The organism is Microbacterium sp. GQ128 (assembly GCF_059758615.1).
In genome coordinates this window covers 404,909-427,806 of record NZ_JCAXDY010000004.1, presented here as the reverse complement: position 1 = coordinate 427,806, position 22,898 = coordinate 404,909, and the positions used below count along the sequence as shown (strand labels likewise).

28 protein-coding genes and 1 tRNA gene are annotated in these 22,898 nt (G+C 67.7%); 18 read left to right on the top strand and 11 right to left on the bottom strand.

Translation table 11 applies throughout. The features are described from left to right. Positions 1 to 134: 134 nt before the first annotated feature. Both AC6CHX_RS15615 and AC6CHX_RS15610 read left to right on the top strand, forming a co-directional pair. Positions 135 to 1,181, top strand: a complete 1,047-nt coding sequence (locus tag AC6CHX_RS15615) for a hypothetical protein (protein ID WP_498273553.1) — start codon at positions 135 to 137, stop codon at positions 1,179 to 1,181. A gap of 51 nt (positions 1,182 to 1,232) precedes the next feature. Further along, positions 1,233 to 1,323 (top strand) — tRNA-Ser (locus tag AC6CHX_RS15610). A 171-nt stretch (positions 1,324 to 1,494) separates the two neighbouring features. On the opposite strand, the gene AC6CHX_RS15605 is transcribed toward AC6CHX_RS15610, so the two are convergent. From AC6CHX_RS15605 to AC6CHX_RS15595, 3 genes are read right to left on the bottom strand one after another with little or no spacing between them, the layout of a single operon-like run. Further along, entirely contained in the window at positions 1,495 to 2,481 is a 987-nt protein-coding gene (locus tag AC6CHX_RS15605; RefSeq protein ID WP_498273552.1) for a hypothetical protein, read from the bottom strand. After that, the gene (locus tag AC6CHX_RS15600; RefSeq protein WP_498273551.1) at positions 2,468 to 3,109 is read right to left on the bottom strand and encodes an RNA polymerase sigma factor; all 642 of its coding nucleotides are present in this window, start codon (positions 3,107 to 3,109) and stop codon (positions 2,468 to 2,470) included. Before AC6CHX_RS15600 ends, AC6CHX_RS15605 begins: the two co-directional genes overlap by 14 nt. A 56-nt stretch (positions 3,110 to 3,165) precedes the next feature. Further along, positions 3,166 to 3,618 (bottom strand): hypothetical protein, encoded by a 453-nt coding sequence (locus tag AC6CHX_RS15595; RefSeq protein ID WP_498273550.1) that lies wholly within the window; start codon positions 3,616 to 3,618, stop codon positions 3,166 to 3,168. A 136-nt stretch (positions 3,619 to 3,754) separates the two neighbouring features. On the opposite strand from AC6CHX_RS15595, the gene AC6CHX_RS15590 reads away from it, so the two are divergent. From AC6CHX_RS15590 to AC6CHX_RS15580, 3 genes are read left to right on the top strand one after another with little or no spacing between them, the layout of a single operon-like run. Further along, on the top strand, positions 3,755 to 5,191 hold the full coding sequence (locus AC6CHX_RS15590; protein ID WP_498273549.1) for a hypothetical protein: 1,437 nt from the start codon (positions 3,755 to 3,757) through the stop codon (positions 5,189 to 5,191). Continuing rightward, positions 5,188 to 5,946 (top strand): ATP-binding cassette domain-containing protein, encoded by a 759-nt coding sequence (locus AC6CHX_RS15585; protein WP_498273548.1) that lies wholly within the window; start codon positions 5,188 to 5,190, stop codon positions 5,944 to 5,946. The genes AC6CHX_RS15590 and AC6CHX_RS15585 overlap by 4 nt, the downstream gene beginning before the upstream one ends. After that, positions 5,943 to 6,536: a hypothetical protein gene (locus AC6CHX_RS15580; protein WP_498273547.1), complete on the top strand. Its 594-nt coding sequence runs from the start codon at positions 5,943 to 5,945 to the stop codon at positions 6,534 to 6,536. Before AC6CHX_RS15585 ends, AC6CHX_RS15580 begins: the two co-directional genes overlap by 4 nt. Before the next feature lie 22 nt (positions 6,537 to 6,558). Here the strand turns inward: AC6CHX_RS15580 and AC6CHX_RS15575 are convergent, their stop codons facing one another. Continuing rightward, positions 6,559 to 7,620: an acyltransferase family protein gene (locus AC6CHX_RS15575; protein ID WP_498273546.1), complete on the bottom strand. Its 1,062-nt coding sequence runs from the start codon at positions 7,618 to 7,620 to the stop codon at positions 6,559 to 6,561. Positions 7,621 to 7,734: 114 nt separating this feature from the next. Further along, positions 7,735 to 8,199 (bottom strand): transporter family protein, encoded by a 465-nt coding sequence (locus tag AC6CHX_RS15570; RefSeq protein ID WP_498273545.1) that lies wholly within the window; start codon positions 8,197 to 8,199, stop codon positions 7,735 to 7,737. Between the two features lie 141 nt (positions 8,200 to 8,340). Here AC6CHX_RS15570 and AC6CHX_RS15565 point away from each other — a divergent pair, with 141 nt between their 5' ends. Both AC6CHX_RS15565 and AC6CHX_RS15560 read left to right on the top strand, forming a co-directional pair. Then, positions 8,341 to 8,883, top strand: coding sequence for a hypothetical protein (locus tag AC6CHX_RS15565; RefSeq protein WP_498273544.1), 543 nt, complete (start codon positions 8,341 to 8,343; stop codon positions 8,881 to 8,883). A gap of 69 nt (positions 8,884 to 8,952) precedes the next feature. Then, positions 8,953 to 9,105, top strand: coding sequence for a hypothetical protein (locus AC6CHX_RS15560; RefSeq protein WP_498273543.1), 153 nt, complete (start codon positions 8,953 to 8,955; stop codon positions 9,103 to 9,105). 65 nt (positions 9,106 to 9,170) lie between these two features. Here the strand turns inward: AC6CHX_RS15560 and AC6CHX_RS15555 are convergent, their stop codons facing one another. The 4 genes from AC6CHX_RS15555 to AC6CHX_RS15540 all read right to left on the bottom strand — a co-directional run bounded on the left by AC6CHX_RS15555 (position 9,171) and on the right by AC6CHX_RS15540 (position 11,714). Further along, entirely contained in the window at positions 9,171 to 10,121 is a 951-nt protein-coding gene (locus AC6CHX_RS15555) for a manganese catalase family protein (protein ID WP_136041662.1), read from the bottom strand. A 116-nt stretch (positions 10,122 to 10,237) separates the two neighbouring features. Next, positions 10,238 to 10,507, bottom strand: coding sequence for a hypothetical protein (locus AC6CHX_RS15550; protein ID WP_452326783.1), 270 nt, complete (start codon positions 10,505 to 10,507; stop codon positions 10,238 to 10,240). A 103-nt stretch (positions 10,508 to 10,610) separates the two neighbouring features. Further along, positions 10,611 to 10,949: a DUF7882 family protein gene (locus AC6CHX_RS15545; RefSeq protein ID WP_136041627.1), complete on the bottom strand. Its 339-nt coding sequence runs from the start codon at positions 10,947 to 10,949 to the stop codon at positions 10,611 to 10,613. Between the two features lie 132 nt (positions 10,950 to 11,081). Next, on the bottom strand, positions 11,082 to 11,714 hold the full coding sequence (locus tag AC6CHX_RS15540; RefSeq protein ID WP_498273542.1) for an amino acid deaminase: 633 nt from the start codon (positions 11,712 to 11,714) through the stop codon (positions 11,082 to 11,084). A 130-nt stretch (positions 11,715 to 11,844) separates the two neighbouring features. Between AC6CHX_RS15540 and AC6CHX_RS15535 the strand changes: the two genes are divergently transcribed. From AC6CHX_RS15535 to AC6CHX_RS15510, 6 genes are read left to right on the top strand one after another with little or no spacing between them, the layout of a single operon-like run. Next, on the top strand, positions 11,845 to 12,555 hold the full coding sequence (locus AC6CHX_RS15535; protein WP_498273541.1) for an HAD family hydrolase: 711 nt from the start codon (positions 11,845 to 11,847) through the stop codon (positions 12,553 to 12,555). Beyond that, the gene (phnD, locus tag AC6CHX_RS15530; RefSeq protein ID WP_136041629.1) at positions 12,548 to 13,558 is read left to right on the top strand and encodes a phosphate/phosphite/phosphonate ABC transporter substrate-binding protein; all 1,011 of its coding nucleotides are present in this window, start codon (positions 12,548 to 12,550) and stop codon (positions 13,556 to 13,558) included. Before AC6CHX_RS15535 ends, phnD begins: the two co-directional genes overlap by 8 nt. An 18-nt stretch (positions 13,559 to 13,576) precedes the next feature. Then, complete coding sequence (phnC, locus tag AC6CHX_RS15525; protein ID WP_498273540.1) at positions 13,577 to 14,401, top strand: phosphonate ABC transporter ATP-binding protein; 825 nt, start codon at positions 13,577 to 13,579, stop codon at positions 14,399 to 14,401. Next, positions 14,398 to 15,207 carry a phosphonate ABC transporter, permease protein PhnE gene (phnE, locus tag AC6CHX_RS15520; protein WP_498273539.1) on the top strand — a complete coding sequence of 270 codons (810 nt, stop codon included), beginning with the start codon at positions 14,398 to 14,400 and terminating at the stop codon, positions 15,205 to 15,207. The genes phnC and phnE (AC6CHX_RS15520) overlap by 4 nt, the downstream gene beginning before the upstream one ends. After that, positions 15,204 to 16,076, top strand: a complete 873-nt coding sequence (gene phnE / locus AC6CHX_RS15515) for a phosphonate ABC transporter, permease protein PhnE (protein WP_498273538.1) — start codon at positions 15,204 to 15,206, stop codon at positions 16,074 to 16,076. Before phnE (AC6CHX_RS15520) ends, phnE (AC6CHX_RS15515) begins: the two co-directional genes overlap by 4 nt. After that, positions 16,057 to 16,917, top strand: a complete 861-nt coding sequence (locus AC6CHX_RS15510) for a MurR/RpiR family transcriptional regulator (protein ID WP_498273537.1) — start codon at positions 16,057 to 16,059, stop codon at positions 16,915 to 16,917. Before phnE (AC6CHX_RS15515) ends, AC6CHX_RS15510 begins: the two co-directional genes overlap by 20 nt. 61 nt (positions 16,918 to 16,978) lie before the next feature. Here the strand turns inward: AC6CHX_RS15510 and AC6CHX_RS15505 are convergent, their stop codons facing one another. Beyond that, positions 16,979 to 17,920 (bottom strand): LysR family transcriptional regulator, encoded by a 942-nt coding sequence (locus tag AC6CHX_RS15505; RefSeq protein ID WP_498273536.1) that lies wholly within the window; start codon positions 17,918 to 17,920, stop codon positions 16,979 to 16,981. A gap of 127 nt (positions 17,921 to 18,047) precedes the next feature. Here AC6CHX_RS15505 and AC6CHX_RS15500 point away from each other — a divergent pair, with 127 nt between their 5' ends. The 3 genes from AC6CHX_RS15500 (at position 18,048) to AC6CHX_RS15490 (ending at position 20,509) form a co-directional block, all read left to right on the top strand. Continuing rightward, positions 18,048 to 19,052: a DUF1852 domain-containing protein gene (locus AC6CHX_RS15500; RefSeq protein WP_498273535.1), complete on the top strand. Its 1,005-nt coding sequence runs from the start codon at positions 18,048 to 18,050 to the stop codon at positions 19,050 to 19,052. Between the two features lie 20 nt (positions 19,053 to 19,072). Further along, entirely contained in the window at positions 19,073 to 20,110 is a 1,038-nt protein-coding gene (locus AC6CHX_RS15495) for a methionine synthase (protein ID WP_498273599.1), read from the top strand. Between the two features lie 72 nt (positions 20,111 to 20,182). Beyond that, a complete protein-coding gene (locus tag AC6CHX_RS15490; protein WP_498273534.1) occupies positions 20,183 to 20,509 on the top strand; it encodes a hypothetical protein in 327 nt (108 codons plus the stop codon). A 40-nt stretch (positions 20,510 to 20,549) separates the two neighbouring features. On the opposite strand, the gene AC6CHX_RS15485 is transcribed toward AC6CHX_RS15490, so the two are convergent. After that, positions 20,550 to 21,140 (bottom strand): small multidrug efflux protein, encoded by a 591-nt coding sequence (locus tag AC6CHX_RS15485; RefSeq protein ID WP_498273533.1) that lies wholly within the window; start codon positions 21,138 to 21,140, stop codon positions 20,550 to 20,552. A gap of 214 nt (positions 21,141 to 21,354) precedes the next feature. Here AC6CHX_RS15485 and AC6CHX_RS15480 point away from each other — a divergent pair, with 214 nt between their 5' ends. Together AC6CHX_RS15480 and AC6CHX_RS15475 are read left to right on the top strand one after the other, a co-directional pair. Further along, on the top strand, positions 21,355 to 22,149 hold the full coding sequence (locus tag AC6CHX_RS15480) for a helix-turn-helix domain-containing protein (protein WP_498273532.1): 795 nt from the start codon (positions 21,355 to 21,357) through the stop codon (positions 22,147 to 22,149). Positions 22,150 to 22,151: 2 nt separating this feature from the next. After that, positions 22,152 to 22,871 carry a GOLPH3/VPS74 family protein gene (locus AC6CHX_RS15475; RefSeq protein ID WP_498273531.1) on the top strand — a complete coding sequence of 240 codons (720 nt, stop codon included), beginning with the start codon at positions 22,152 to 22,154 and terminating at the stop codon, positions 22,869 to 22,871. Positions 22,872 to 22,898 lie beyond the last annotated feature (27 nt).

The following is a 22,898-nucleotide window of genomic DNA, read 5'->3' as shown; positions in this document are numbered from 1 at the left end:
CCCAGCCCTCTGCGTGCGACCCGGCCCTTTTCGGTCGTGCGCAAGGGGCCGGGTCGCACGCAAGGGGGTGGCTCGGCGTTGGAGGAGGGGAGGAGGGGAGGGGAAGAAGGGGAGAGCGCCGATATTCTGTGGGGATGACTCAGCCGCAGGGTGCCCTCCTCGTGGGCAGCGTGAACTATGACGACGCCGAGACCACGATGCGCACGGCGGCGGGCCTGCTCGGCGACCGGCTCCGCCGCATCCCGGACGGTGAGGTGGGCAAGCGGTTCCACTGGATCATGTTCCAGCCCGACGTGATCGGTCGGGCGGACGGCATCGAGCGGATCGGCGACGAGCCCATCCCGTTCCCTGCCGGCATCGACGCGCGTGGCCTGCGCATCGCCGCGGGAGTGGATGCTGCGAGCATCGCGCTGCCGCCGCTCGGCTACGCCGCCGCCGCGATCGAGTCGTACGCGGTGTTCACGCGCCTCCGCGCCGAGGGGGCCGTGCCCGCCGGCATCCGATTCCAGGTGTCGCTGCCGACCCCGCTCGCTGTCATCTCGTCGTTCTTCCACGGCGACGACCGCGCCGCGATCGAACCCGTGTACACCGCCGCGATCCTCCGCGAACTCGACGAGATCCTCGCCGCGATCCCGCACGACGACCTCGCCGTGCAGTGGGACGTCGCCAGCGAGATGGGCATCATCGAGCGCGCGGCCGGCTACGGCGCGGTGATGGAGGCGTGGTGGCCCGGCGACCCGTTCGACGGGCTCGTCGCACGCCTGGCCGCGCTGGTCGACGCCGTGCCCACCGACGTCGAGGTGGGCGTGCACCTCTGCTACGGCGACGCGGGGGAGAAGCACTTCTTCGAGCCGACGGATGCCGGGAACCTCGTCCGCTATGCGAACGCCGTCGTGGCGGCATCCGCTCGCCCGCTCACCTGGCTGCACCTGCCGGTGCCGATCGCTCACGACGACGCGGCCTACTTCGCCCCGCTCGCCGACCTCGCCCCCGTCGACGAGCTGTACCTCGGGCTCGTGCACCGGGAGGACGGTGCCGAAGGTGCCGCGCGTCGCATCGCCGCAGCCGCCCCGTTCGTGACCGATTTCGGCGTCGCGACCGAGTGCGGCATCGGCCGCGCACCCGCCGGCTCGACCGAGGGCATCCTGCGCACGCATGCCGAAGTCGCCGCGGCCTGGTGAGCCGCTTCCGTCGATTCGCGTGCGGGCCGCGCGTCGCGTAAGCTATTCCGCGGTGACGTGTCCGAGCGGCCGAAGGTGCAACTCTCGAAAAGTTGTGTAGGGTAACCCCCTACCGTGGGTTCAAATCCCACCGTCACCGCCATGGAAACCCCCTCCTCGTGAGGGGGTTTCTCCGTACCCGGGGGCGTGACGTGTCCGAGGTGCGCTTTCGCGAAGCGTCCCGGGCTCCTGCATCCGTCGCTCGGGGGATGCGCGCGATCATGACACTGGCGCGGGTCTCGGTGACTGGTTCAGGCCGCCACGCGCGTCGTCGTCAGTGCGCTGCGTCCCACATCGCGTAGGAGATGACCCCGGCAGGGAGTCCGTCACGGGGTTCGATGAGCTCGCTCTCCACCCCGACGAGACGTCCGGTGTCGCGCGAGACGAAAACGGTGTCCGTCCGTTCGGGGATCGTCGAAGACACCTGCAGGCCGATCACATCACGCCCCAGTCGGTCGCGTGTCGCACCCAGAACCTCGACGTCGCCCGCGTCGATGAGGATTTCCAGGAGTTCGGCATGCTGTGCGTTCGACAAGGTCCAGTACTGCATGAGTCCATCGATGGCGGCGAGCAGCTCGCCCGAGGATGAGCTCTCGGACACGCCGAAGGCGCCGAGGGCTGCGAACAGCTCCTCACGTGAATCGCCGGTCAGCGAGGTGAGTGCAGCCGGTGCGTCGAAGTCGTCGGGAGCGGTCTTCACCTCGTCGATGATCTCGCCCGGTCGGTAGGGGCTCGGCTCGACGCCGGAGGGACGGTCCCCGTCGGACCAGTAGGAATCGGCGGCGACGATGGTGGTCGTCGCCGTCTCCCCCTCTCCCCAGTCGAAGGTGATCTCCTGGGGAACGGCTTCGATCCGCTGCTGTTCGATCTCCGCGCTCCAGCCCCAGACGACGGACTCGACGTGCGACGCCTGTGCGGGACCTGGGGAGGCCGACAGTGCGCGTTCGGCGTCGGTCACCACGTCGCTCATGCTGCCTGCCGTCGTGTACTGCAACGGAGGCGGAGTGAGGGCGACGGCCTGCTGTGCCGGCGAGAGGACACTGATCGTCACCAGTACGGCGACGGCGAGCGTCGTCACCGCGGCCGTCGCGCCGGCCCAGATGATCCGGGGTCGAGCGCGGCGCTTCGGTGCCCGGACGTTTCCTCGAATGATGTTCTCGCGAAGGGCGATCTCGGCAGCACCGAGCGGTCTGTCGCTCCTGACTTCGGCGGGACGCGCGGCACGGAACAGGCGGTCGAGCTCATCGTCATGACGATTCATGGTTCGTCCCCTGCTCTTCGAGGTGGGCGCGCAGCTTCGTCCGCGCTCGGGTCAACGTGGTCCATACCGCCCCCTGGCTGCTTCGGAGGACTTCTGCGACTTCGCCTGCCGTCAGGTCATTCCAGTACGTGAGGACCACGACCTGCCGTTCGCGCGCGCTGAGAGCCGTCAGAGCGTTCCGAAGCGCGAGACTCTCCCACGGGTCGAGCGGTTCGACGGGATCCTCGAGGCCGCGAACGAGTGCCTCCATAGCTCGGGTCCGCGAGCGAGAGCGTCGCATTCTGTCCTTCAACTTGTTGTTGGCGGTGCGCAGGAACCAGGTCAGACCCATCGGGCGATCGGGGTCCAGCTTTCGCCAGGCGACGACGAAGACCTCGGCTGTGAGCTCATCGACGTCGTCAGGATCATCCACGTAGCATTCGAGGTATCGGCGCACGCGCGCCCAGTACTCATCGAAGAGCCGACGGAAGACGACGGCGCGAGGGTCGCCGACCGGCGGAGCGGAAGCGCCCGCGGCGGCGACGGCGTCGAGGCGTGGATCGCGCGACGGGGGCGCGGAGGCCTTCCCGGCTGCGGGGAATCCTGCGAACGCGATATCGAGCGCCGCGAGAATGCCATATCGGTGCATGGGATCCTCACTCACGATGACGCGTGCTCAGACAGGGTAACGCGGAAGAACGTGAGTCACGCTGCGCACCGCAGGGTGCTGACCTGGCCGAATACGTTCGTCGATGTTCCCGCGGCGGCTGTTGCGAGCACCGTGCCGGCAGCGTTCCGAGCCTGCACTTTTCCTGATGATCTGGCGTTCGCGATCGACTTCACTGACGCGAGGGCGGCGGTGCTGACCGTCGTGCAGGTCGTCCAGCTCAGCTTCGTTCCGCCTCTGTCTGCCTGGGAGTACGCGCAGTACTGGCCGGTGGCGCACGAGCCGACGGCGCGGGCGCTCACGGTCGCGACCCTGAGCTCCATCCCGAGTTGCGGCCAGACGACGGTGTACTCATCGACGATGGTTCCCCCCGGGACCGCATCGATGGCGTACGCCACGTCGGGATGCACCGTGGGATCGGCGTGTGCAGGCGTCGCAACGCCGATCGACAGGAGGGCGGCTGCAATCGCCGCGACCAGCTTCGTCTTCAAGGCAAGTCCTCTTCATAGGGCTGAGACGGTGTCCGGAAGGATCTGTTTCCACGATCTCAGCACGGGCGCGCCGCCGGAATACGCGTACCCGCCCCCCTTTGCGTATCCGCCCGATTCCTGACACACGGAGGCGATATTGGCCGATGTCCGCGGTTCCTTACAGACATGTTCTCTGTCGCGACGCCGCCGGTTCGGACGGCGTCGACGTGGCTACCGTGGAGTGAAGCCCCCCGCTGGCCCGCCGGCAACTCGGTACGTCAGCAGCGGCCAGGAAGAAGGAGGCGCTTTGGCGCATCGCCCCACGTTCGTTCGACCCATATCCACCAATCCCGGAATGTGGATGTCGATCGCGATTCCTGTCGCAATGGTGATCACCCTGAGTCAGAACTTCGACCCGAACGCGGTCTCGACGTGGGAGGCGGTGTTTGCCAGCGCCAACTGGGGAGCGATCCTCGGGATGCCACTCAGTGCAGCCGCGGTCGCCATCTCCGTCCGCACACCGAGTCGCTGGATACGCGCGAATCATGCTGCGACCAATCGTTCCCTCGCCACACGGACGCTGGCGGACATCATGCCCACCCTGATCGCCATCTCGGTCGGGTATCTGCTCTCGCTCGCGATCGTAATCTTGCGCGCCTCGCCAAGCTCCGCGCCGACGTTTCGATCGTTCGGGCCGCTCGGCGTCTTCCTCACGATGGTGCTCGTCGCTGTGTTCATCGGTTTCGTGATCGGCAGGGTTCTGCCGGCCGCCGTCGCCGTCGTGGTCGCAGCGCTCGCTCAGTATCTCCTCATCTCGCTCCCTCTTGTGTCAGAGCCTCTTGAGCATCTGCGATTCGCGCTCGGGTACTCGCTGCCGTTGGTTCTGCAGACAGTCGATCAGGAGATCGCATGGCCGATGCTCGTACTTCCGATGCTGCTCGGTGGCGTCGTCGTGGTCGCCATCGTGCTCGCGTCGGCCAGGCTGCGTCTGCCGGCGATCGTCTGGACTGCGGGAGCCACGACGGCCATCCTGGTGCTCTCCTCGCCGCTCACCGCCTCGATCGCTCCCCCCGGCTACGAAGCGCGCTCCCCCGGGGATCTGCATTGTGAGTACCGTGACGGCGTCGAGGTATGCGTGTGGCCGGAGTTCGGAGACGCCGAACATGATGCGGTTCCGCTCATAGACAGCCTCGCGATGTACGTCGGGACGTTGAAGGCGAATGGAATCGAGATCGGGCCCGTGATCACGAGTTCGTCCGCCCAGGCCGAGGAGCTCTCCGCGCTGATGTTCGCGGCCGGCCCGGGTGACCTGTCCGGTGATGAGCTTCCGATCTCCCTCGCGGACGGTGTGCGAAGTCAGGCCTCGTGTCCGGCTGCTGAGCAGGAAACCCTCGTCGCAGAAGGCGACCGCGCCGTCTACGCGTTGGCGATCGCTCTGGGAGCATCCCCCGACGCTCTCGCTCAACGCGAAGGTTCGGGCGCCGGCGACGATCTTCTCCACGCGCTGGGCCTCTCGACGGCCCGCGAGGGCTTCTCGACGTTCATCAGGTGGCAGGAAAAAGTAGCCGACGTATGCAGAAAGGGCGACAGTTGAACGCCGTTCTCAGATTCGATGAGGTCTCCTTTCGATATCGCAGACACCTCGTCTTCGAGGGGTTCTCCTTCGATTTCACTCAGTTCCCCGTTGCACTGCTCGGCCCGAACGGTGCCGGCAAGTCAACCTTGATCGGCCTCTCGGCGGCGACCGAGAGGGCTCGTCGGGGGCGGATCGAAGTCGCGGGCGTCTCCACTGGGTCCGCCGCCGGCCGCAAGGAGATCCGCCGCACCGTCTCCGCCGTGGCCCAAGCGCCGACGGGCATGCGGGGGCTCTCTGTTCGCGAGCTGGTCGCATACACCGCGTGGCTCAAGGGCATGAGCCACCGCGAGGCGTGGGGCGAATCGGAGCACGCGTTGGAGCTGGTGGGCTTGACGCGTTTGAGCGACCGACCCTCCCTGGGCCTCTCGGGGGGCGAACTGCGAAGGGCAGCCATCGCCGGCGCTCTGTGCTCTCGACCCACGCTGCTCCTGCTCGATGAGTCGACGGTCGGACTGGACCCGGCTCAGAGGGAGTCCGTGATCGACACCATCGCCACGCTCTCCACACGGATCCCGATCCTGTACAGCACGCACGAGGTGGACGACTTGTGGAGCTTCGCCCGTGGGGTCGTCGTCCTCGACGCGGGATCAGTGACGTTCGCGGGGACCGTTGACGAGTTCTACGCATTGGCCCAGCGAGGCGAAACGCCGCGGGAACGCGCATCCAGCGCGTACGCCCGAGCGCTGAAGACCACGTCGCCGAGCACGCGATGAGGTGGTGGTTCCGCGTCCGCATGGCCAGCGTGGGGGCCTGGGCTTTCCTGGTGGGCTGGGGTGGAACCTTCGTCACGCCGTCCGTCAGGTTCGAGTTCCCGACGCTCGCCGGCGGGCAGTTCGCCTCGGTCCCGGTCGCGGTGCTCTTCGCCACCGTCGCAGCCGCGGGGTGGGTCGGTATCACGACGACGCGTGCGCGCGAACTGTCCGTCGGAACCTCCCGCCGCTGGGCGTGGGGCGGAGACGTGGTCGTGCTCTTCGGCGTCCTCGGGGTCTCGAGCGTGAGCGCCGCGCTGGCCTTCGGCGGGGCTCGTGAAGCACTCGTGCCCTTGCTCTTTCAATCGGCACTTGCCGTCCTCGTCGCGCGACCGGGTCTCCGCCCGGCCTGGCTGATGGCGCCCGGCGTGGCGCTGCTGACAGCGATGTTGCTCGGCTTCGACTCTCTCGGCCTGCCGTCAGTGTGGGCGCTGGCGGTGATGGATGAGGCCTCGGTGGCACAGCTGCTCAGCTCGGTATGCCTCCTCATCGCCGCGACCGGGGTCTATGTCGGCAGCGTCGCGAGGAACCCCGCCGCGTCGGCCGCCGTCTGACAGGCCGCGACCATGCCTGAGGTCATGTCCCCACCAGCGCGAAGGAGGAGACGCGCTTCGCGCTCCGGTTTCGTGCCAGCGCCATCATCGGGCGTTCGACGACCCACCATGATGTCGCAGCCGCCAGGAGGGTGAGCGGGACCGCGCAGATGAGTACCAGCCACGGCTGACCGGCAGGGACCGTGGCTATCACGGCCTGCAGGATCAGGAAGCCCCACAGATAGATGCCATAGGAGTAGTCGCCGAAGCGGGCTGCATCGCGCAGCAGCGGGGTCGAACCCCCGCCGACGTATCTCGTCAGATAGGGAAGGGCCACGACGAGGAGAGCTTGCCCGACCCACTCGTCTCCGATGAATGTGATGATCGCCAGCGCTGCCACGAGGCATCCGGCGAGGGCGTGCGACCGGCGCACGCCCCACCTCTCGTAGACACCGCCGACGAAGAACATCATCATCGCGGTGAAGGTGATGTTCAGTGCGCGCAAGGTGCCGTCGCCCGCGGTGGCGATGTAACCGATCAGCAGCGCCGCCCCGATCAGTACCGTGGTTGCGGTTCGCAAGGACGTCGAAAGTCGGACCGCCAGCGCGCCGACGAGCATGACGCCGATGTAGCACGCGACCTCGGGGCCGAGGCTCCACAACGAACCGTTCACGGCATCCGATGGGTTGTCGAGGAAGACACCGGGCAGGGGGTACTGGGCGATCAGGAGAAGATTCCACAAGTACTGCCACGTCGAGGTGTCACTGAAGTACCGGGTGGTGGTCAGGCTCGAGAAGAACGGGCCGATGACGACGATCGTCGCGACGACGACCACGGCCAGCGCAGGAAAGATGCGCCCGGCACGCCTGACGACATAGGGAATGACCCTCGGGTCTCGGAACCAGCTCTGCGTGATGAGCTGACCGCTCACGGCGAAGAACACGAACACAGCGACCGTGTAGACGGGCCAACCCATCACCCGTGGCGCGCTGCCCCAATCGCCGAGGGGCCAGGCGTGGAAGACGAGAACGATCAGGGCGGCGATGAGCCGGATCGCGTCGAAGTTGTTCCGGTGCGTTGCAGCGTTGCTCTTGGCGTCAGACATATGTTCTTCCGCTTTCGGATGGGGGTCACGCGCGGCAACGCGTGACCCCCATCGAACGGGCTCACAGTGAGGCGGCCGTCTCGGCCACCGTCGGGCGAGGCGCCCGTGCCGTGGCTACCAGGAGATGTTCGCCCCGCCGGCGATGATCCACACTCCGGAGCCCGACCCCTTGAACGACTGGCCGGCCGGTGTGCCGCCGTTGTACTGGAATCGGTAGGTCCCTGCGGCGACATCGCCCCAGTCCTGGTTCGCGCCCGGTGCCGCTGTTCTGTTTCCCTGCGACACCCATCCCGTTCCCCACACGTCCTTGAGCAACTGCAACTGGGTGGAACTGATGTTGGTCCAGGAGATGGGAGTGTTCGGCACGTAGAGCTGAATCGATGTCAGGCGCACGCGCGTTGCCGCGGAGTCCCCGTTCGAATCGGCCCAGGTGCTGGATCGAGTGCCAACCGTCCATCCCGGAGCGGGGATGGAGCTCGAGCGACTGCCTTCAGCCATGGCCGGTGCCGCGAAGAGCAGCGACGCGGCGACAGCGCCGGTGATGGCGCCGGCGGCGAGTTTCCGAGAACGACGAATCATTGCAGATTTCCTCCGGTCCAACCGGCGTCGATTGGTGCCGGTTGGCGCCACTATGGCAGCGCGTCCGCGGTGCTTTGCCGTACCTGCTCGTTCCTGACAGACGACGTCACAGCACCTCGAGCCCTTCTCGAGGAAGACGGCGTGATCGAGCGCGGCACGGGCAGACGGCGGCAGGTCGCGCACCGGGCGCCGACACCGACGGGGACGGTCCTCCCTCTCGAGCACATGGCGCAGAGCGCGGACGCCCTCACGGTCGAGCGGGTCGTGCGGCGCGTCTCACCCGCCACGGGCTGGAGTGCACGCCTGTTGGAGATCGAGCGCGGCATGGACATCGTCACGTGGGAGAGCATCGTCCGGGCGGGCACCAAGGTGGTCGCGAGCACCCTCGAGGTCATCGATGCGACGCACGAGCCGAAGGCGGATGACGAGCGGACGATGTACGCCTGCCTCGGCGCGCGCTACCGCAAGACCGCCTCCCTGGGTTCGCTGCGACTCGCTCCGTACATGGCGCCGACACGCACCTGGCGGGATGCCTCTGCGCCGGCGAACCCCGTGACGATCACCTTCACCACTCGCGCGAAGACCGGACCCATCTATCTCGCCAAGCATGTCGTCGACATCCGCGAGATCTCGTTGAACGTCCTGGCGGACGCGCATGAGGGCATCGTCGAGGACATCCCCTAGCTCCGGTCAACCCCCTCTGGTCCGCGAAGGCGGGAGCGTATGGTCGTCGAACCAGACAGAGGAGAGATGATGAGCGATCCGAAGAACACGCAGGGAACGCCGGGTGCGGATGAGGAAGCCGACACGGCATCCGGTGGCGCCCCCGAGAGCACGCAAGAACTCCTGGACGACGAGACCACCGACGAGAACGGCGAGCCGCTCGAGAATCCCTCCGGCGGCTGAATCATCGGCGAACGAGAACCGGCCCTGCCCCTCGACTGAGGGACAGGGCCGGTTCTCTTCGCGTCTCACTTCATGCGGCCGAAGGTGGCGTCGATGTCTGCCATCTCCATCGCGGCGGTCGCTTCGATCAGCGCCCGCAGCTCCTCGTCCGCGCCGGGGGAGAACTCCTCGAAGCGCTCCGGCGAGATGGTCATCGGCGACCCGGGAGGTGCCTGCTCGCTGGCGTCGAGTTCGGTGCCGTCGTTCGAGGGAGATGCACCCTGGAAGATCTTGCCGGCTTCGGACTGGGCCGTGAGATCGAACGAGTACTGCTTGCTCTGCAGTCCCAGATCGAGGAGCTTCTTCACCTCCGGGAACTGCTCGGCGTTCGTCTTCGGGATCGGGAGGGACGTGCGCCAGTTCACGCCGAGCGTCTCCAGCGCCTTGGCGTAGGCGTTCTCGTGCGCCTGGTCCCGGACGATGAGGTACGAGATCGTGCTTCGGGCCATCTTGTTGTCCGTCATCTCGTACAGACGGCACTTCTGCAGTCGGCCGGTGGATTCGAGCATGAGGTTGTAGAGCAGGTCGAGCACGAGGTTTCCCGAGTTGTAAACGTAACTGCCCGACCACGGGTTGCCCACCGCGTCGACCGGAAGAGCCCCCTGGGCCCCGACGAGATAGTGGTGGATGTTGCTGGTGTCGACGGCGATCCGCAGCGGCGTGGCACCCCCGGCGCCGGGCGCGTCCACCGGATCGGTCGGCTTGCCCTGGTACTGAGGGGAACCGTCGAGCAGTCGCGAGATGGTCGTGCCGATCAGCTCGACGTGGCTGATCTCCTCGGTGCCGATGCCCTGGATGAGATCTTTGTAGGGCTTGCCGTCGGGGCCCCGGAAGTTGATGCTCTGGAAGAGGTACTGCATCATCGTCCGCATCTCACCGAACTGCCCGCCGAGCCCTTCCTGCAGGGCGTTCGCGGCTGCGGGATCCGGCTCGTCTTGAGCGATCTCGTTGATGAACTCCTGCACGTGGAAATACATGATGCCTCCGTCGGCTCGGTCTTCGGTGGAGGCCATGCTCCTCTGCCGGGCGACTTTCCCCACCTCCCTCGACCTGGACGACGGATGGACGTACCATGCAGCCCGCGGGGCGAGCGTCAGTAGTCCCAGTCGAGGAACGGGGCGAGAGGAGGCTCGTCCGCAATCGCCGCGATCCCCGCCCGTTCCACCGTGATGACGATCCTCGATCGCGAGGAGACGAGGACGCTGACGAGCTCATCGCCGTCGGAAAGGTGCACGAACGTCGGCTCCGAGCGTGCAGCCGCCTCGATCTGTGACATGAGGTCGACGAGATCGCGCTCGCCGTTCAGGCGGAAGCGTCGCCCGTCGATCGCGACGTGCGTGATGCTGTCGGCTTCCGTGTTCATGGTGCGACCGTATTCCCGCGTGTGCTGATCCGCATGGGGGGTTGCTTACTGATGTGCCCACGGGTAGCGGTCGTGAGCATGAGGGGGCCGACGGTAGTGCCGGCTAGACGTGCGCGGGAACGTCGACCCGCTCAGCGGGCGCGGTCTGCTGCGGCTCGGGAACGAGGTAGAGGCCGCTCGGCGAGTTCGCCGTGAAGGCGAGGGCTTCGATCCAATCGCGGTTGATCGCGGGCTGACGGCTTCCGCTGTACTTGAAGACGAGGGAGCTGCCGGCGTGGATCCATACCGTCGTCCGGCCGCCGCCCACGCTCTGGTCTTCTCTCCACGTGAAGCCGAACGGCTCTCCGCGCCGGAGCTTCGCGGTCATGACCAGCTGCACATGCGTGAGTGCGCGGTCCTCCAGCTCCGTCTTGACTCCGCCTTCGTAGATGAACTTTCCCATGAGGGTGACCTCTTTTCGCCACGAAACCCGTGCCAAGAGGTGCGACCGAGATGGTCGACGGTGGTGTTCCCACCATCGCACACTTATGAGGGCAGCGGGACCTCGAGCGTCGGCAGGCTGAGGCCGCAGCGCTCACGCCACGGCGTTCCAGCGGAGGCGCGGAGACTCGGCGTCGAGGTCGGCGAGCAGCGCGGTCGGGTCGACGACGGGGAACATCGTGATGAGGCGGCGGCCCTGCACGGGGGAGTCGAGCGCGTAGGCGAGCGCCGAGGGGTGCGGCTGCCGGTCGGCGATCGCGATGACGGCCTCCCGGTCGCCCAGGGGTTGCCGTCGCACGGGCGCCTCGGCGATCAGCCCCGCGGCGGTCTCGGTCACCCGGTCGAGGAGCGTGCGCTCGCCGACCCAGGGGACGAAGGCATCCGCCGCCAGTCCGCACGCGCGGGCCAGGTCGCCGCCGAGCCAGCGGTCGCGCTTGGGGCCGTACGGGGTGGGCGTGGTGGAGAGCAGGTAGCCGTACACGTGCAGCAGTCCGGCGTTGCCGACGGGCCACGCCGCGTCCAGTCCGGCGCGGTCGTGCAGCGCCTCGAACATCGACCGCGACAGCACCGGCGCTCCGACGTTCTCGTCCACGACGGTGGATCGGCCCCAGCGGGCGAAACGGTCGTCCCGAGCATCGGCATCGATCGCCGGACCGAGCCAAACGAACATCGATAGCACGTCTGCGGCATCGTGTGCGGCGGCTGCGGCATCCAATCGATCGATCACGACGATGAGCGTAACTGGCGCGGTCGGCGCCAGCGGAATCGGAGTTCACGCGCTGTTCACGCAGCGTGGTCATCCCGTCCATAAACGACTGTAAGCATGGACGCATCGTCCGATCCCGATCAGGAGAACCGTGCCTCCCACTCTCGTCCTCGACTTCGACGGCACCATCGCGCTCGGCGCTGGACCGCTCGAGGCCTTTGCCCGCGCCGTCGCGACCTCCGCCGACGACCCGACGTTCGCGGATCGCGCGATGTCCGCCCTCGCCGCATTCGAACGTGGGGAGACCGACGCCCGCGATGGATACGACGTGATCAGCACGCTCGCCGCAGGACATGGGGTGACGGCCGATGCGCTCGAAGCCGCCTACCAGTCGTCGCGGGCGCTGCTGGGCTCCGAGCATGCGGCGATCGCGCCGCCGACCGGTCTCGCCGCCTTCCTGAACCGCATCCATCCGCAGGTCCGGGTGGTCCTCGCGACCAATGCGCCGGGTGCCGGCATCCGTCCTGTGCTGGACGGGTGGGGCGTCACGCACCTGTTCGACGACCTGCACTTCACGGTCGGCAAGCCGTCGGGGCTCATCCCCATCATCCGGGCGGCGGTCGCCGAAGGGCCCGTCCTCTCGGTCGGTGACATCGTCGAGTTCGACCTCGCGCCCGCCGCCGAGCAGGGCGCAGCGACGGCGCTCGTCGGCGCCACCGCCGGACGCTCTCCGGCCGCCGTGACGATGCGCGGCCGGACCATCGCCGATCTCTACGGCGACATCGAAGCCTGGGCCGCGACCGCGGCTTCCAGTACCCCCCGCAGCACCACCCTCACCGAAAGGCACGATCCGAATGCGTAAGTCCTTGCTCTCCACGGGCATCGCCGCCGTCGCCGTCCTGGCGCTCGCCGGCTGCAGCAGCAGCGCACCCGCCGAGACGGCAGACGAGGCCACCGAATGGCCGTCCTCCATCACCCTTTCGCTGGTGCCGTCGGTCGAGGGCGAAGACCTCGCCCAGGCACTCGACCCGCTCACCACGTACCTGTCCGAGAATCTCGACATCGAGGTGAAGGGTGTCGTCGCCTCCGACTACGCGGCCACGGTCGAGGCCCTCGGCACCGACCAGGCGCAGGTCATCATCACCGACGCCGGATCCCTGTACAACGCGACCGAGCGATACGACGCCGAGCTCATCCTCCGCGACGTGCGCTTCGGCGCCACCTCGTACGCCTCGGTGGCGTACACGAACAACCCCGACAAGTACTGCGAGGACGAGCCGGTCATGTCGACCTACGCCGCCAGCGGCATCGAGCTCTCCTACTGCAACGGCATCGAGGAAGCCGCGGCGGATGCGACCGGATCCGGTCCCGCCGGCATCGAGGCGCTCGGCGAGATCGCCGACGGCACGAAGGTCGCCCTCCAGGCCGCCACCTCGCCGGCCGGCTACCAGTACCCCGTCGTCGCGATGCGCGAGCAGGGCGTCGACACGGATGCCGGGATCACGCAGGTGCCCGTCGAAGGCAACAACAACGCGGTCCTCGCCGTCTACAACGGCGACGCCGAGGTCTCCTTCGCGTACTGGGACGCCCGCACGACCGTGACCGAGGAGGCCCCGGATATCGCCGAGAAGGTCGTGGCATTCGCCTACACCGAGATGATCCCCAACGGCGGCGTCGCGGTCACCTCGACGCTTCCCGACGACCTCGTCGCGGAGCTCACCACGCTGCTGGACGATTACGCGGACTCGTCCGAGGAGGCGGCATCCGTGATGTTCGACCTCGTCGGACTCTCCGACTGGACCAGCGAGACCGCCGAGGACGAGATCACCCGCTACGGCGAGATCCTCGCCGAGTTCTCGAACTGATACGACCGAACTGAGAACATGCACACCGATCTGCAGCGCGCGGAGGCCGGAGCTCTGCTCCCGGCCTCCGCGTCGTGGTCGATCCGTCTCGACGACGTCTCGGTCACCTATCCCAACGGCACCCGCGCCCTCCGCGGTGTGTCCCTCGACATCGCCGCCGGAGAGATGGTCTCCGTCGTCGGCCTCTCCGGTTCGGGCAAGTCCACGCTCATCCGCACGATCAACGGTCTCGTGCCCGTCACGAGCGGTACTGTCACCGTCGGTCCGCACGCTGTCACGGGCCTGCGCGGACGTCGGCTCCGCGAGACCCGAGGGCACATCGGCATGATCTTCCAGGGGTTCAACCTCGCCGACCGGGCCAGCGTGTACCGCAACGTGCTGGTCGGCCGGTTCGCCCACTCCGCGACGTGGCGCACGGTGCTCGGCCTGAGCACGGCGCAGGATCGTGAGCTCGCCCTGCGCGCGCTCGACTCGGTCGGCATGCTCGAGAAGGTCTGGAATCGTGCAGGACAGCTCTCGGGTGGCCAGAAGCAGCGCGTCGCGATCGCCCGGGCTCTGACGCAGCAGCCCCGCGTCATGCTCGCCGACGAGCCGGTCGCCAGTCTCGACCCGCCCACCGCGCACGCGGTCATGCACGACCTGCGCCGCGTCAACCTCGACGAGCACCTCACCGTGCTCGTGAACATCCATCTGATGGACCTGGCCCGCCAGTACACGACGCGCATGATCGGTCTGCGGGCCGGAGAGGTCGTCTACGACGGGCCGGCAGCGGATGCCGCAGACCACGACTTCGAGCAGATCTACGGGCGTCCGATCCAGCCGAGGGATGTGCTCGGCGCATGACCACCGAAGCCCGCCCCCTCGTCGTTCCCCCCAAGCCGTCATCGCGGCTGCGCACCGGCCTCGTCGTCCTGGCCTTCGCCGCGTTCACGGTCGCCACCTGCATCCCGGCGATCGGCGGCATCGAGCTGGACTTCGGCGCGCTCATCCGCAACTGGGACAACGGATCCGCGCTGCTCGTGCAGTTCCTGCAGCCGGACTTCTCGTTCCTCCCGCGCACGTTCGGGCCCATGCTCGAAACGCTCCAGATGGCCGTGGTCGGCGCGGCTGTGGCCGCGGTGATCTCCGTGCCGCTGACGCTGTGGGCCGCCGCCCCGACCAACCCGAACAGCCCGACCCGAATCGCGGTGCGGACCGTCATCAACGTCATCCGATCCGTCCCCGACCTCGTGTACGCGACCGTGCTGGTCGCGATGGTCGGCGTCGGTGCACTGCCCGGTCTCCTCACCCTGCTCCTCTTCGACATCGGCATCATCGTCAAGCTGGTGTCGGAGGCGATCGACTCCACCGATCTGCCGGTCATCGAGGCCGGACGTGCCACCGGCGGCAGCCAGACGCAGATCAACCGCAGCGTCGTCCTGCCGCAGACGTGGCCACTGTTCGCGAACCAGTGGCTGTACACCCTCGAGCTCAACGTGCGCATCTCGGCGATCCTCGGCATCGTCGGCGCCGGCGGCATCGGCCGCCTTCTCGACGAGCGGCGGGCGTTCTACGCCTACGACGACGTCGCGGTGATCGTGCTCGAGATCCTCGTCGTCGTGGTGCTCATCGAAGTGTTCTCGAACTTCCTGCGGAGGCGACTGGTATGACGCTCTCGACCACTGCGCGAGGCATCGGGCTCGACCTGCCCCGGCATCCGTCCCGGCTCGTCCCGACCGTCGTCGCCGTCATCGTCGGCGTCGTGGTCCTGGCCGCGGCGGCAGGGCTCCCGATCCCGTGGAACGACCTCGGCGCGCTGCCCGGCCAGATCGCGCACTACCTGACGCTCATGTTCGCCGACCCCAATTGGGAGAAGCTGCCACAGGCGCTGTTCGAGACCTGGCGGTCGATCTCGATGGCGTGGATCGGCGCGATCGGCTGCGTGATCGTGTCCATTCCGCTCGGCATGCTCGCCGCGAACAACGTCGGACCCGTCTGGGTGCGGCTCCCGCTGCGCGGGGTGTTCGCCGTGATCCGTGCGCTTCCGGAGGTCATCATCGCCCTGCTGCTGCTCACCGTCACCGGCCTCACCCCGTTCACCGGCGCGCTGGCGCTGGCGATCGCCGGAATCGGCACGCAGGCCAAGTGGGTCTACGAGACGGTCGAGTCGGTTCAGGAGGGCGCATCCGAGGCGGTCCGGGCCGCAGGGGGCAACACGGCGCAGGTCACGCGGTGGGCGCTCTGGCCCGCAGCAGCCCCGACGCTGTTGTCGTTCGCGCTCTACCGTTTCGAGATCAACATCCGCACCTCAGCGGTGCTCGGACTGGTCGGCGCCGGGGGTATCGGCAGCATGCTCGCCAACTACACGAACTTCCGCGAGTGGGATACGGTCGGGATGCTGCTGATCGTGGTGGTTCTCGCGACGATGCTGATGGATACGGTCTCCGGTGCGATCCGCCGCCGGATCATGCGCGGCCCGCGGGTCAAGGCGATCGTGGAACCGAAGAAGGAGCGCGCCGATGTGGCAGGGACCCGCTGAGACACCGCCGACGGCCCGCATCGCGATGCTGGCGCCGTCGATGCAGCCGAGCGAGCGTCGGGTGGCCGAGGCGATCGCCGCGGATGTCGACCTCTCGATCGAGCGCACGGCGCAGGAGATCGCGGATGCCGTCGAGGTGGGCCGCACGACCGTGGTCCGCACCGCCCAGACCCTCGGCTACGACGGCTACCCGCAGCTGCGTGTCGCGCTCGCGCGGGAGCGGGCGAGTTCCGCACCCCGGCAGGACACCACCGCCGATGCCACGATGCTCGGGGCGCTGCGCGGTGCCGTCGACCGCTTCGCATCCCGCCTTGCCCACACGGTGTCCGCCGTCACCGAGGAGACCCTGGCGGCCTTCGTCGCCGAGCTCGACGGGGCGACGCGGCTGCTCGTCGCGGCCAACGGCCTCTCCGCACCGGTCGGAGCCGATCTCTCGATGCGCCTGACCTCCGCCGGGCGCCCTGCAGAGTACGTGGCGGACACCCTCGGTCAGCAGATCACCGCCTCGCAGCTCGGCGCCGGCTCCGCCTGCCTGGTCGTGTCCGGGTCGGGGGTGAACCGCGCATCGATAGACGTGATGACGGCCGCACGGGCGAGCGGTGCCCGTGTGCTCGCGATCACGTCGTTCCCGCGCTCGCCGGTCGCCGAGATGGCTGACGTGGCTCTCGTCGTCGCCCCGATCAACGACTCGTTCCGTGATGAGCTGCTGTACACCTCGCGCGCAGCGCTGATGCTCGTCACCGAGTCGGTCGTCGGTCTGCTGGTGAGCAGGCGAGGGGCGAGCGCCACGGCGGCCCAGCTGGCGACCTTCTCCGTGCTCGGCCACTCCCTGTCGGAGTAGTTCGGCCCCGGGGTCGCCACGATCGGGATCGATGATCCTGTCGCCGCTCATCCCGACAAGCTCACCCGAGCAGCGTCACACCGAAGCTCGAGACGACGGTTCGCAGTTCGGCGAGGTAGCGCTGCGCCTGCTCGGTGAGCGGGATCGCGGAGTGGCCGATCCAGCCGATCTCGATGCGCTCGTCGACGTCGAGCGGGATGGCGACGATCTCGGGGTCGAGGTCGTCGCTGATGATTCCCGTCGAGATGGTGTACCCGTCGAGTCCGATCATGAGGTTGAAGATGGTCGCGCGGTCGGAGACGCGGATGTCCTGTGGGCTCGAGAGCGTCGAGAGGATCTCCTCCGCGAAGTAGAAGGAGTTGTTCGCGCCCTGGTCGAACGTCAGGCGCGGCACCTCGGTGAGGTCGTCGAGGGTCACGCGATCCCGCGAGGCGAGGGGGTTCTTGCGGGAGATGAAGATGTGCGGTTCGGCGACGAAGAGCAGGTGGAACGCGAGCCCGGAGTCGCGGAGCAGCTTGTCGATGACGTTGCGGTTGAAGTCGTTGCGGTAAAGGATCCCCAGCTCGCTGCGGAGGGTGCGGACGTCTTCGATGATGTCCCACGTGCGGGTCTCCCGAAGCGAGAACTCGTACTCGGCCGCCGAGGTCGCCTTCACCATCCGGACCAGCGCGTCGACCGCGAACGAGTAGTGCTGCGTCGACACCCCGAGCAGGCGTCGTGACGGAGGCCGGTCGAGGTAGCGCTGTTCGAGGAGCGCGACCTGCTCGACGACCTGTCTGGCGTACCCCAGGAACTCCACGCCATCCGTGGTGAGGGTCACGCCGCGGGCGGAGCGGAGGAGGAGCATGCGGCCCACTCGGCTCTCGAGGTCTTTCATCGCCGCCGACATCGTGGGCTGCGAGACGTAGAGCAGGTCCGCGGCGGCACTGATCGATCCTTCCGCGGCGACCTCGATGTAGTAGGTGAGCTGCTGCAGTGTGATGCCGCTCGAACGCTTGACCATAGCCTCAGACTATGCCACCGCATAGCCGCCGAGTATTTCCCGATAGGGGTGCTCAGGTCGCACCATGGAGGCATCCCCTTTCGCGAGGCCGAGCCCGGCCGATCAGCGCACCGATTGGCACCCCCTCATGGCTCACGACTTCACGTTCCGCATCACGACGACCCGCTTCGATGAGGACTATTCGCCGTCGGACAACTCCCGCATCACCACGAACTTCGCCAACCTGGCGCGCGGCGAGCACCGTCAGCAGAACCTCCGCAACGCTCTGACGATGATCGACCGTCGGTTCAACGATCTCGCGGGCTGGGACAACCCGGACGGGGACCGCTACACCCTCGAACTCGAGATCGTCTCCGTCGCGGTCCAGTTCGCCGCAGCGGGAGAGGATCAGGAGTTCCCGCTGCTCGAGGTCCTGGATATCCAGATCATCGACCGGCTGACCGGAAAGCGCAGCCACGGGATCGTGGGGAACAACTTCTCGTCCTACGTGCGCGATTTCGACTTCAGCGTGCGGCTCCCGGCGGCGACCGCCGCAGCAGGAGGGTTCACCGTTCCCTCCGACTTCGGCGACCTGCACGGCAAGCTCTTCCAGCACTTCCTCGACTCGGAGGCCTACCGGGAGCGCTTCACGGTGTCGCCCGTGATCTGCATCAGCGTCTCGACCAGCAAGACGTACCGTCGCACCGAGAACCACCACCCGATCCTCGGTGTCGAGTACGAGCAGAAGGACCCTTCGCTGACCGACGAGTACTTCGGGAAGATGGGCCTCTCGGTCCGGTACTTCATGCCGCGCGGCAGCGTCGCGCCGCTGGCGTTCTACTTCCGCGGTGACCTGCTCGGCGACTACACGAACCTGCAGCTCATCGGCACGATCAGCACGATGGAGACGTTCCAGAAGATCTACCGACCGGAGATCTACAACGCCAACTCGGCCGCCGCGAAGGTCTATCGGCCGACGCTCGAGCAGCAGGACTACTCGGTGACGAAGATCGCCTACGATCGCGACGAGCGCAGTCGGCTCGCGGCCGAGCAGGGGAAGTACGCGGAAGAGCACCTCATGAAGCCGCACGGCGAGCTGCTCGAGAAGTGGGCCGCCGGCTCCTCCGCCGACGCCCTGGTCTCCGTCGCATGAGCAACGGAGAATCGCCGATCGTGAACACGCTCCTGCCCACCTCGATCGTCGGCAGCCTGCCCAAGCCCTCCTGGCTCGCGCAGCCGGAGACCCTCTGGTCTCCCTGGAAGCTGGAGGGCGAGGCGCTGGCCGAGGGCAGGCAGGATGCGCTGCGCATCGCCGTCCAGGAGCAGCGACTCGCGGGCCTCGACATCATCAGCGACGGGGAGCAGACCCGTCAGCACTTCGTCACGACCTTCATCGAGCATCTGTCCGGCGTCGACTTCGACCAGCGGGAGACCGTCCGGATCCGCGACCGCTACGACGCCAGCGTGCCGACGGTCGTCGGTGCCGTGGGCCGGGAGAAGCCCGTGTTCGTGGAGGACGCGAAGTTCCTCCGCCAGCAGACCGATCAGCCGATCAAGTGGGCACTGCCCGGTCCGATGACGATGATCGACACGCTCTACGACCGCCACTACAAGAGCCGCGAGAAGCTGGCCTGGGAGTTCGCGACGATCGTCAACCAGGAGGCGAGGGAACTCGAGGCGGCGGGCGTCGACATCATCCAGTTCGACGAGCCGGCGTTCAACGTGTTCTTCGACGACGTGCGGGACTGGGGAGTCGCGGCACTCGAGAGGGCCGCCGAGGGACTGCGCGCCGAGACCGTGGTGCACATCTGTTACGGCTACGGGATCAAGGCGAACACCGACTGGAAGGCGACTCTGGGGGTCGAGTGGCGGCAGTACGAGACGTCGTTCCCGCTGCTGCAGCGCTCGAGCATCGACACCATCTCGCTGGAGAGCCACCACTCCCACGTTCCCCTCGACCTCGTCGAGCTCATCCGGGGCAAGAAAGTCATGCTCGGAGCCATCGACGTCGCCAGCCAGACGATCGAGACCCCGGAAGAGGTCGCGGACACCCTCCGCAATGCTCTCCGCTTCGTCGATGCGGACAAGCTCGTGCCGAGCACGAACTGCGGCTTGGCGCCGTTGCCCCGTGACGTCGCGCGCGGCAAACTGCGCGCGCTCACCGCGGGCGCCGCTCTTCTTCGTGACGAGCTCGGCGCGGTCGGCCGCTGACAGTCGCTAGCACCCGTCGGATGAGCGGGCAAGGGGCGCGGGGATACGGCCGACGTGGCGTAGAACGGCAGTATGCGAGCGATCCTGTATGGCGGCGAGGAGTTCCTGACCGGTGACGACATCGCGGATGCCCTGCTGGCGTACGGGCGTGCGCTGGGGGACGACGAGCGCGCGGAGATCATCGAGATACCGGTGCGGGAGCAGGACGGCACGGTCGTGTCGGCGAAGTTCCTGATCGGTCCGGCCAGCCAGATCGTGGCGAAGGCGATCAGCAGCAGCGCACCGGAGGTGGAGGATCCCGAACTGGTCCGTCACCTGCAGGCGCTCACCCGCGGCGTCGAGTCTCCGTCGGGGCCGCCCCTGGACCCACCCGAGACCCCGGAGTACGAGCTCGGCTGAAGGTGTCACTGCGGCCGTGTAACGGCCGCTCCATACGCTGTCACCATCCGAGGAGGGCGAGTGCGCCCGTCGCCGCGACGGCGATCAGACTCGTCCACAAGACGATCGCGACGACCTGCCACAGGATCACCCAGCGTCTGCTGACGCCGGATCCCACGAAGAAAGCGGCCGTCAGCATCGTGGGAAGGGCAAGCGGAGCCAGGATGCTCGCGCCGGGAACGCCGAAGCGCACCAGCCAGCGTCGAAGCCTGGCCCGTCCCTTGCTCTTCCGTGAAGACTTCTCCGGATCCGCGTCGCCCGGCGAAGTTCCGCCGGCATCCGTCCCCGAGCCTGCGCCGCCGACGAGCGATGGCTCGAGACGATGCGCTTCGGTCCGAGCGGCTTTCCGCGCCACGACGCCCTCTCGCACGCGCGAGCCGAGGTAGACCACTCCGATCACGCACAGGATGTTCCCCGCCGCTCCCGCGACGGCGGCGACGATCGGGTCGATGCCCGCGAGGATGCCGAGGCCGGCGGCGCCCTCACCCTCGATGTAGGGGATCGCGCCCGCCAGCATGACGAGAAGCGGCTGCAGGAATTCCGGAAGCTGGTCGATGGCGTTCTGCAGCCATTCGTAGGGGTTGTCCACCATGGCGGTCTCTCTCTTTCCCCTCAGGCGCGGGCTCGCGGTCGCGGGCTCGTGGTCGCGGGGTGCGAGAAGCAGTACAGACCCTGTTCACACCACAGGGTCAAGCGCCTCGGAAGACCGACTGCGGGTATTGACCCTGTTGTGAGAACAGGGTCTTGAATGGGGTGGAACGCCGCGGCCGCGGCCCGGCCAGGAACCTCGACAGAAGGGATGGGCGATGCCCTGGAGCACGAGTGAACTCGCCGAGCTCGCGGGGACGACCGTGAACACGGTGCGTCACTACCACCGCTCCGGCCTGCTCGAGGAGCCGGAGCGGATGTCGAACGGCTACAAGCAGTACCGCGCCCGACACCTCGTCCGGCTGCTGCAGATCCGCCGGCTCCGCGATCTCGGCGTCCCGTTGGCCCAGATCGAGTCGGTCGGCGCCGGTGGTGACACCCCGAAAGCGGCGCTGCTGGCGATCGATGCCGATCTCGCCGCGAGCATCGAGCGGTTGCAGCGTGCCCGGGCAGAGATCCGCGCCATCGTCGACGGAACGTCCACGACCGACCTGCCCGCGGGCTTCGAGGACGTCGCGGGAAGACTGTCGACGCCCGAGCGGTCGCTCATGCTCGTGTACGAGCAGCTCTACGATCCGGCGGCGATGGCGGATCTGCGCACGATGGTCGAGACCGAATCCGACGACGGGAGTGCGGAGTTCGAAGCACTCCCGGTCGATGCGGACGAAGAGACCCGTCAACGCATCGCCGAGATGTTCGCGCCGGTGATCGCGCAGCACCTCACCGACTACCCCTGGCTCATTGAGCAGAGCGAGCACCTGTCGAAGGGGTCGCACGTCACGGCGCAGGCATTCTTCGAGACCTTCACCGAGCTGTACAACGAGGCGCAACTCGACGTCCTCGGCCGAGCATCCGTGCTCGCGCGGGAGCAGGCGTCGGGGTCGCGCTCCTCACCGAGCGCCGATGCCGCACACGATGCCGCACACGATGCCGCACACGACGAAAGAGAGTGACCATGACGGACCAGCACGATGCCCGCTCCACAGACGATTCCCCGAGCCCGCACCTCGGTGACCCCCTGCTGGTCGAAGACGTGATGCTCCTGCTCTTCCAACCCGACTCGGGCTCGATCGCGGGGGAGAACATCCTCTTCTATGTGCTAGGCGGCGCCGCTCTCGGCGACCTGGCGCTGCAGGAGCGGATCCAGGTGCGCAAAGAGGGCGCGCTCACGAACCGCATCCACGCGCTCGACTCCCACGTTGCGCCCGACGAGGTGCTCGCGCCCGCGCTCGAGTACATCGAACAGAAGCCGCGGGATGTGCAGACGGTGCTCGCGGCGATCGGCCCGAACCTCCGGGCGCCGGTCCTCGATCGCCTCGTGGAGCGTGGCGACCTCACGAGAGAACAGGGCAGATCGCTCGGCATCTTCCCGACCACGAAGCTCGCCCTGGGAAGCGACCGACGCGCCGCGCTGATCGAGCGGGTGCGCTCCGTCCTCACGGACGGCGAGACACCCGACACCCGGACCGCCGCGAGCATCGCCCTCCTCTCCGCGAGCGGAACACTGCCGCAGTTCAACGGTGAGATCCCGTGGAGCGGAGACGTCTACACCCGCGCCAAGACGATCGAGCGTGGCGACTGGGGTGCGGCCGCAGCCGCGGAGGCCGTGACCCGCACGATGAGCGCCGTCCTCTCGAACGCCCTCATCGCCGCCTTCGCGCTCCCCAGGACGTGAGGCGTCGGCTCACGGCTCACGGCTCAC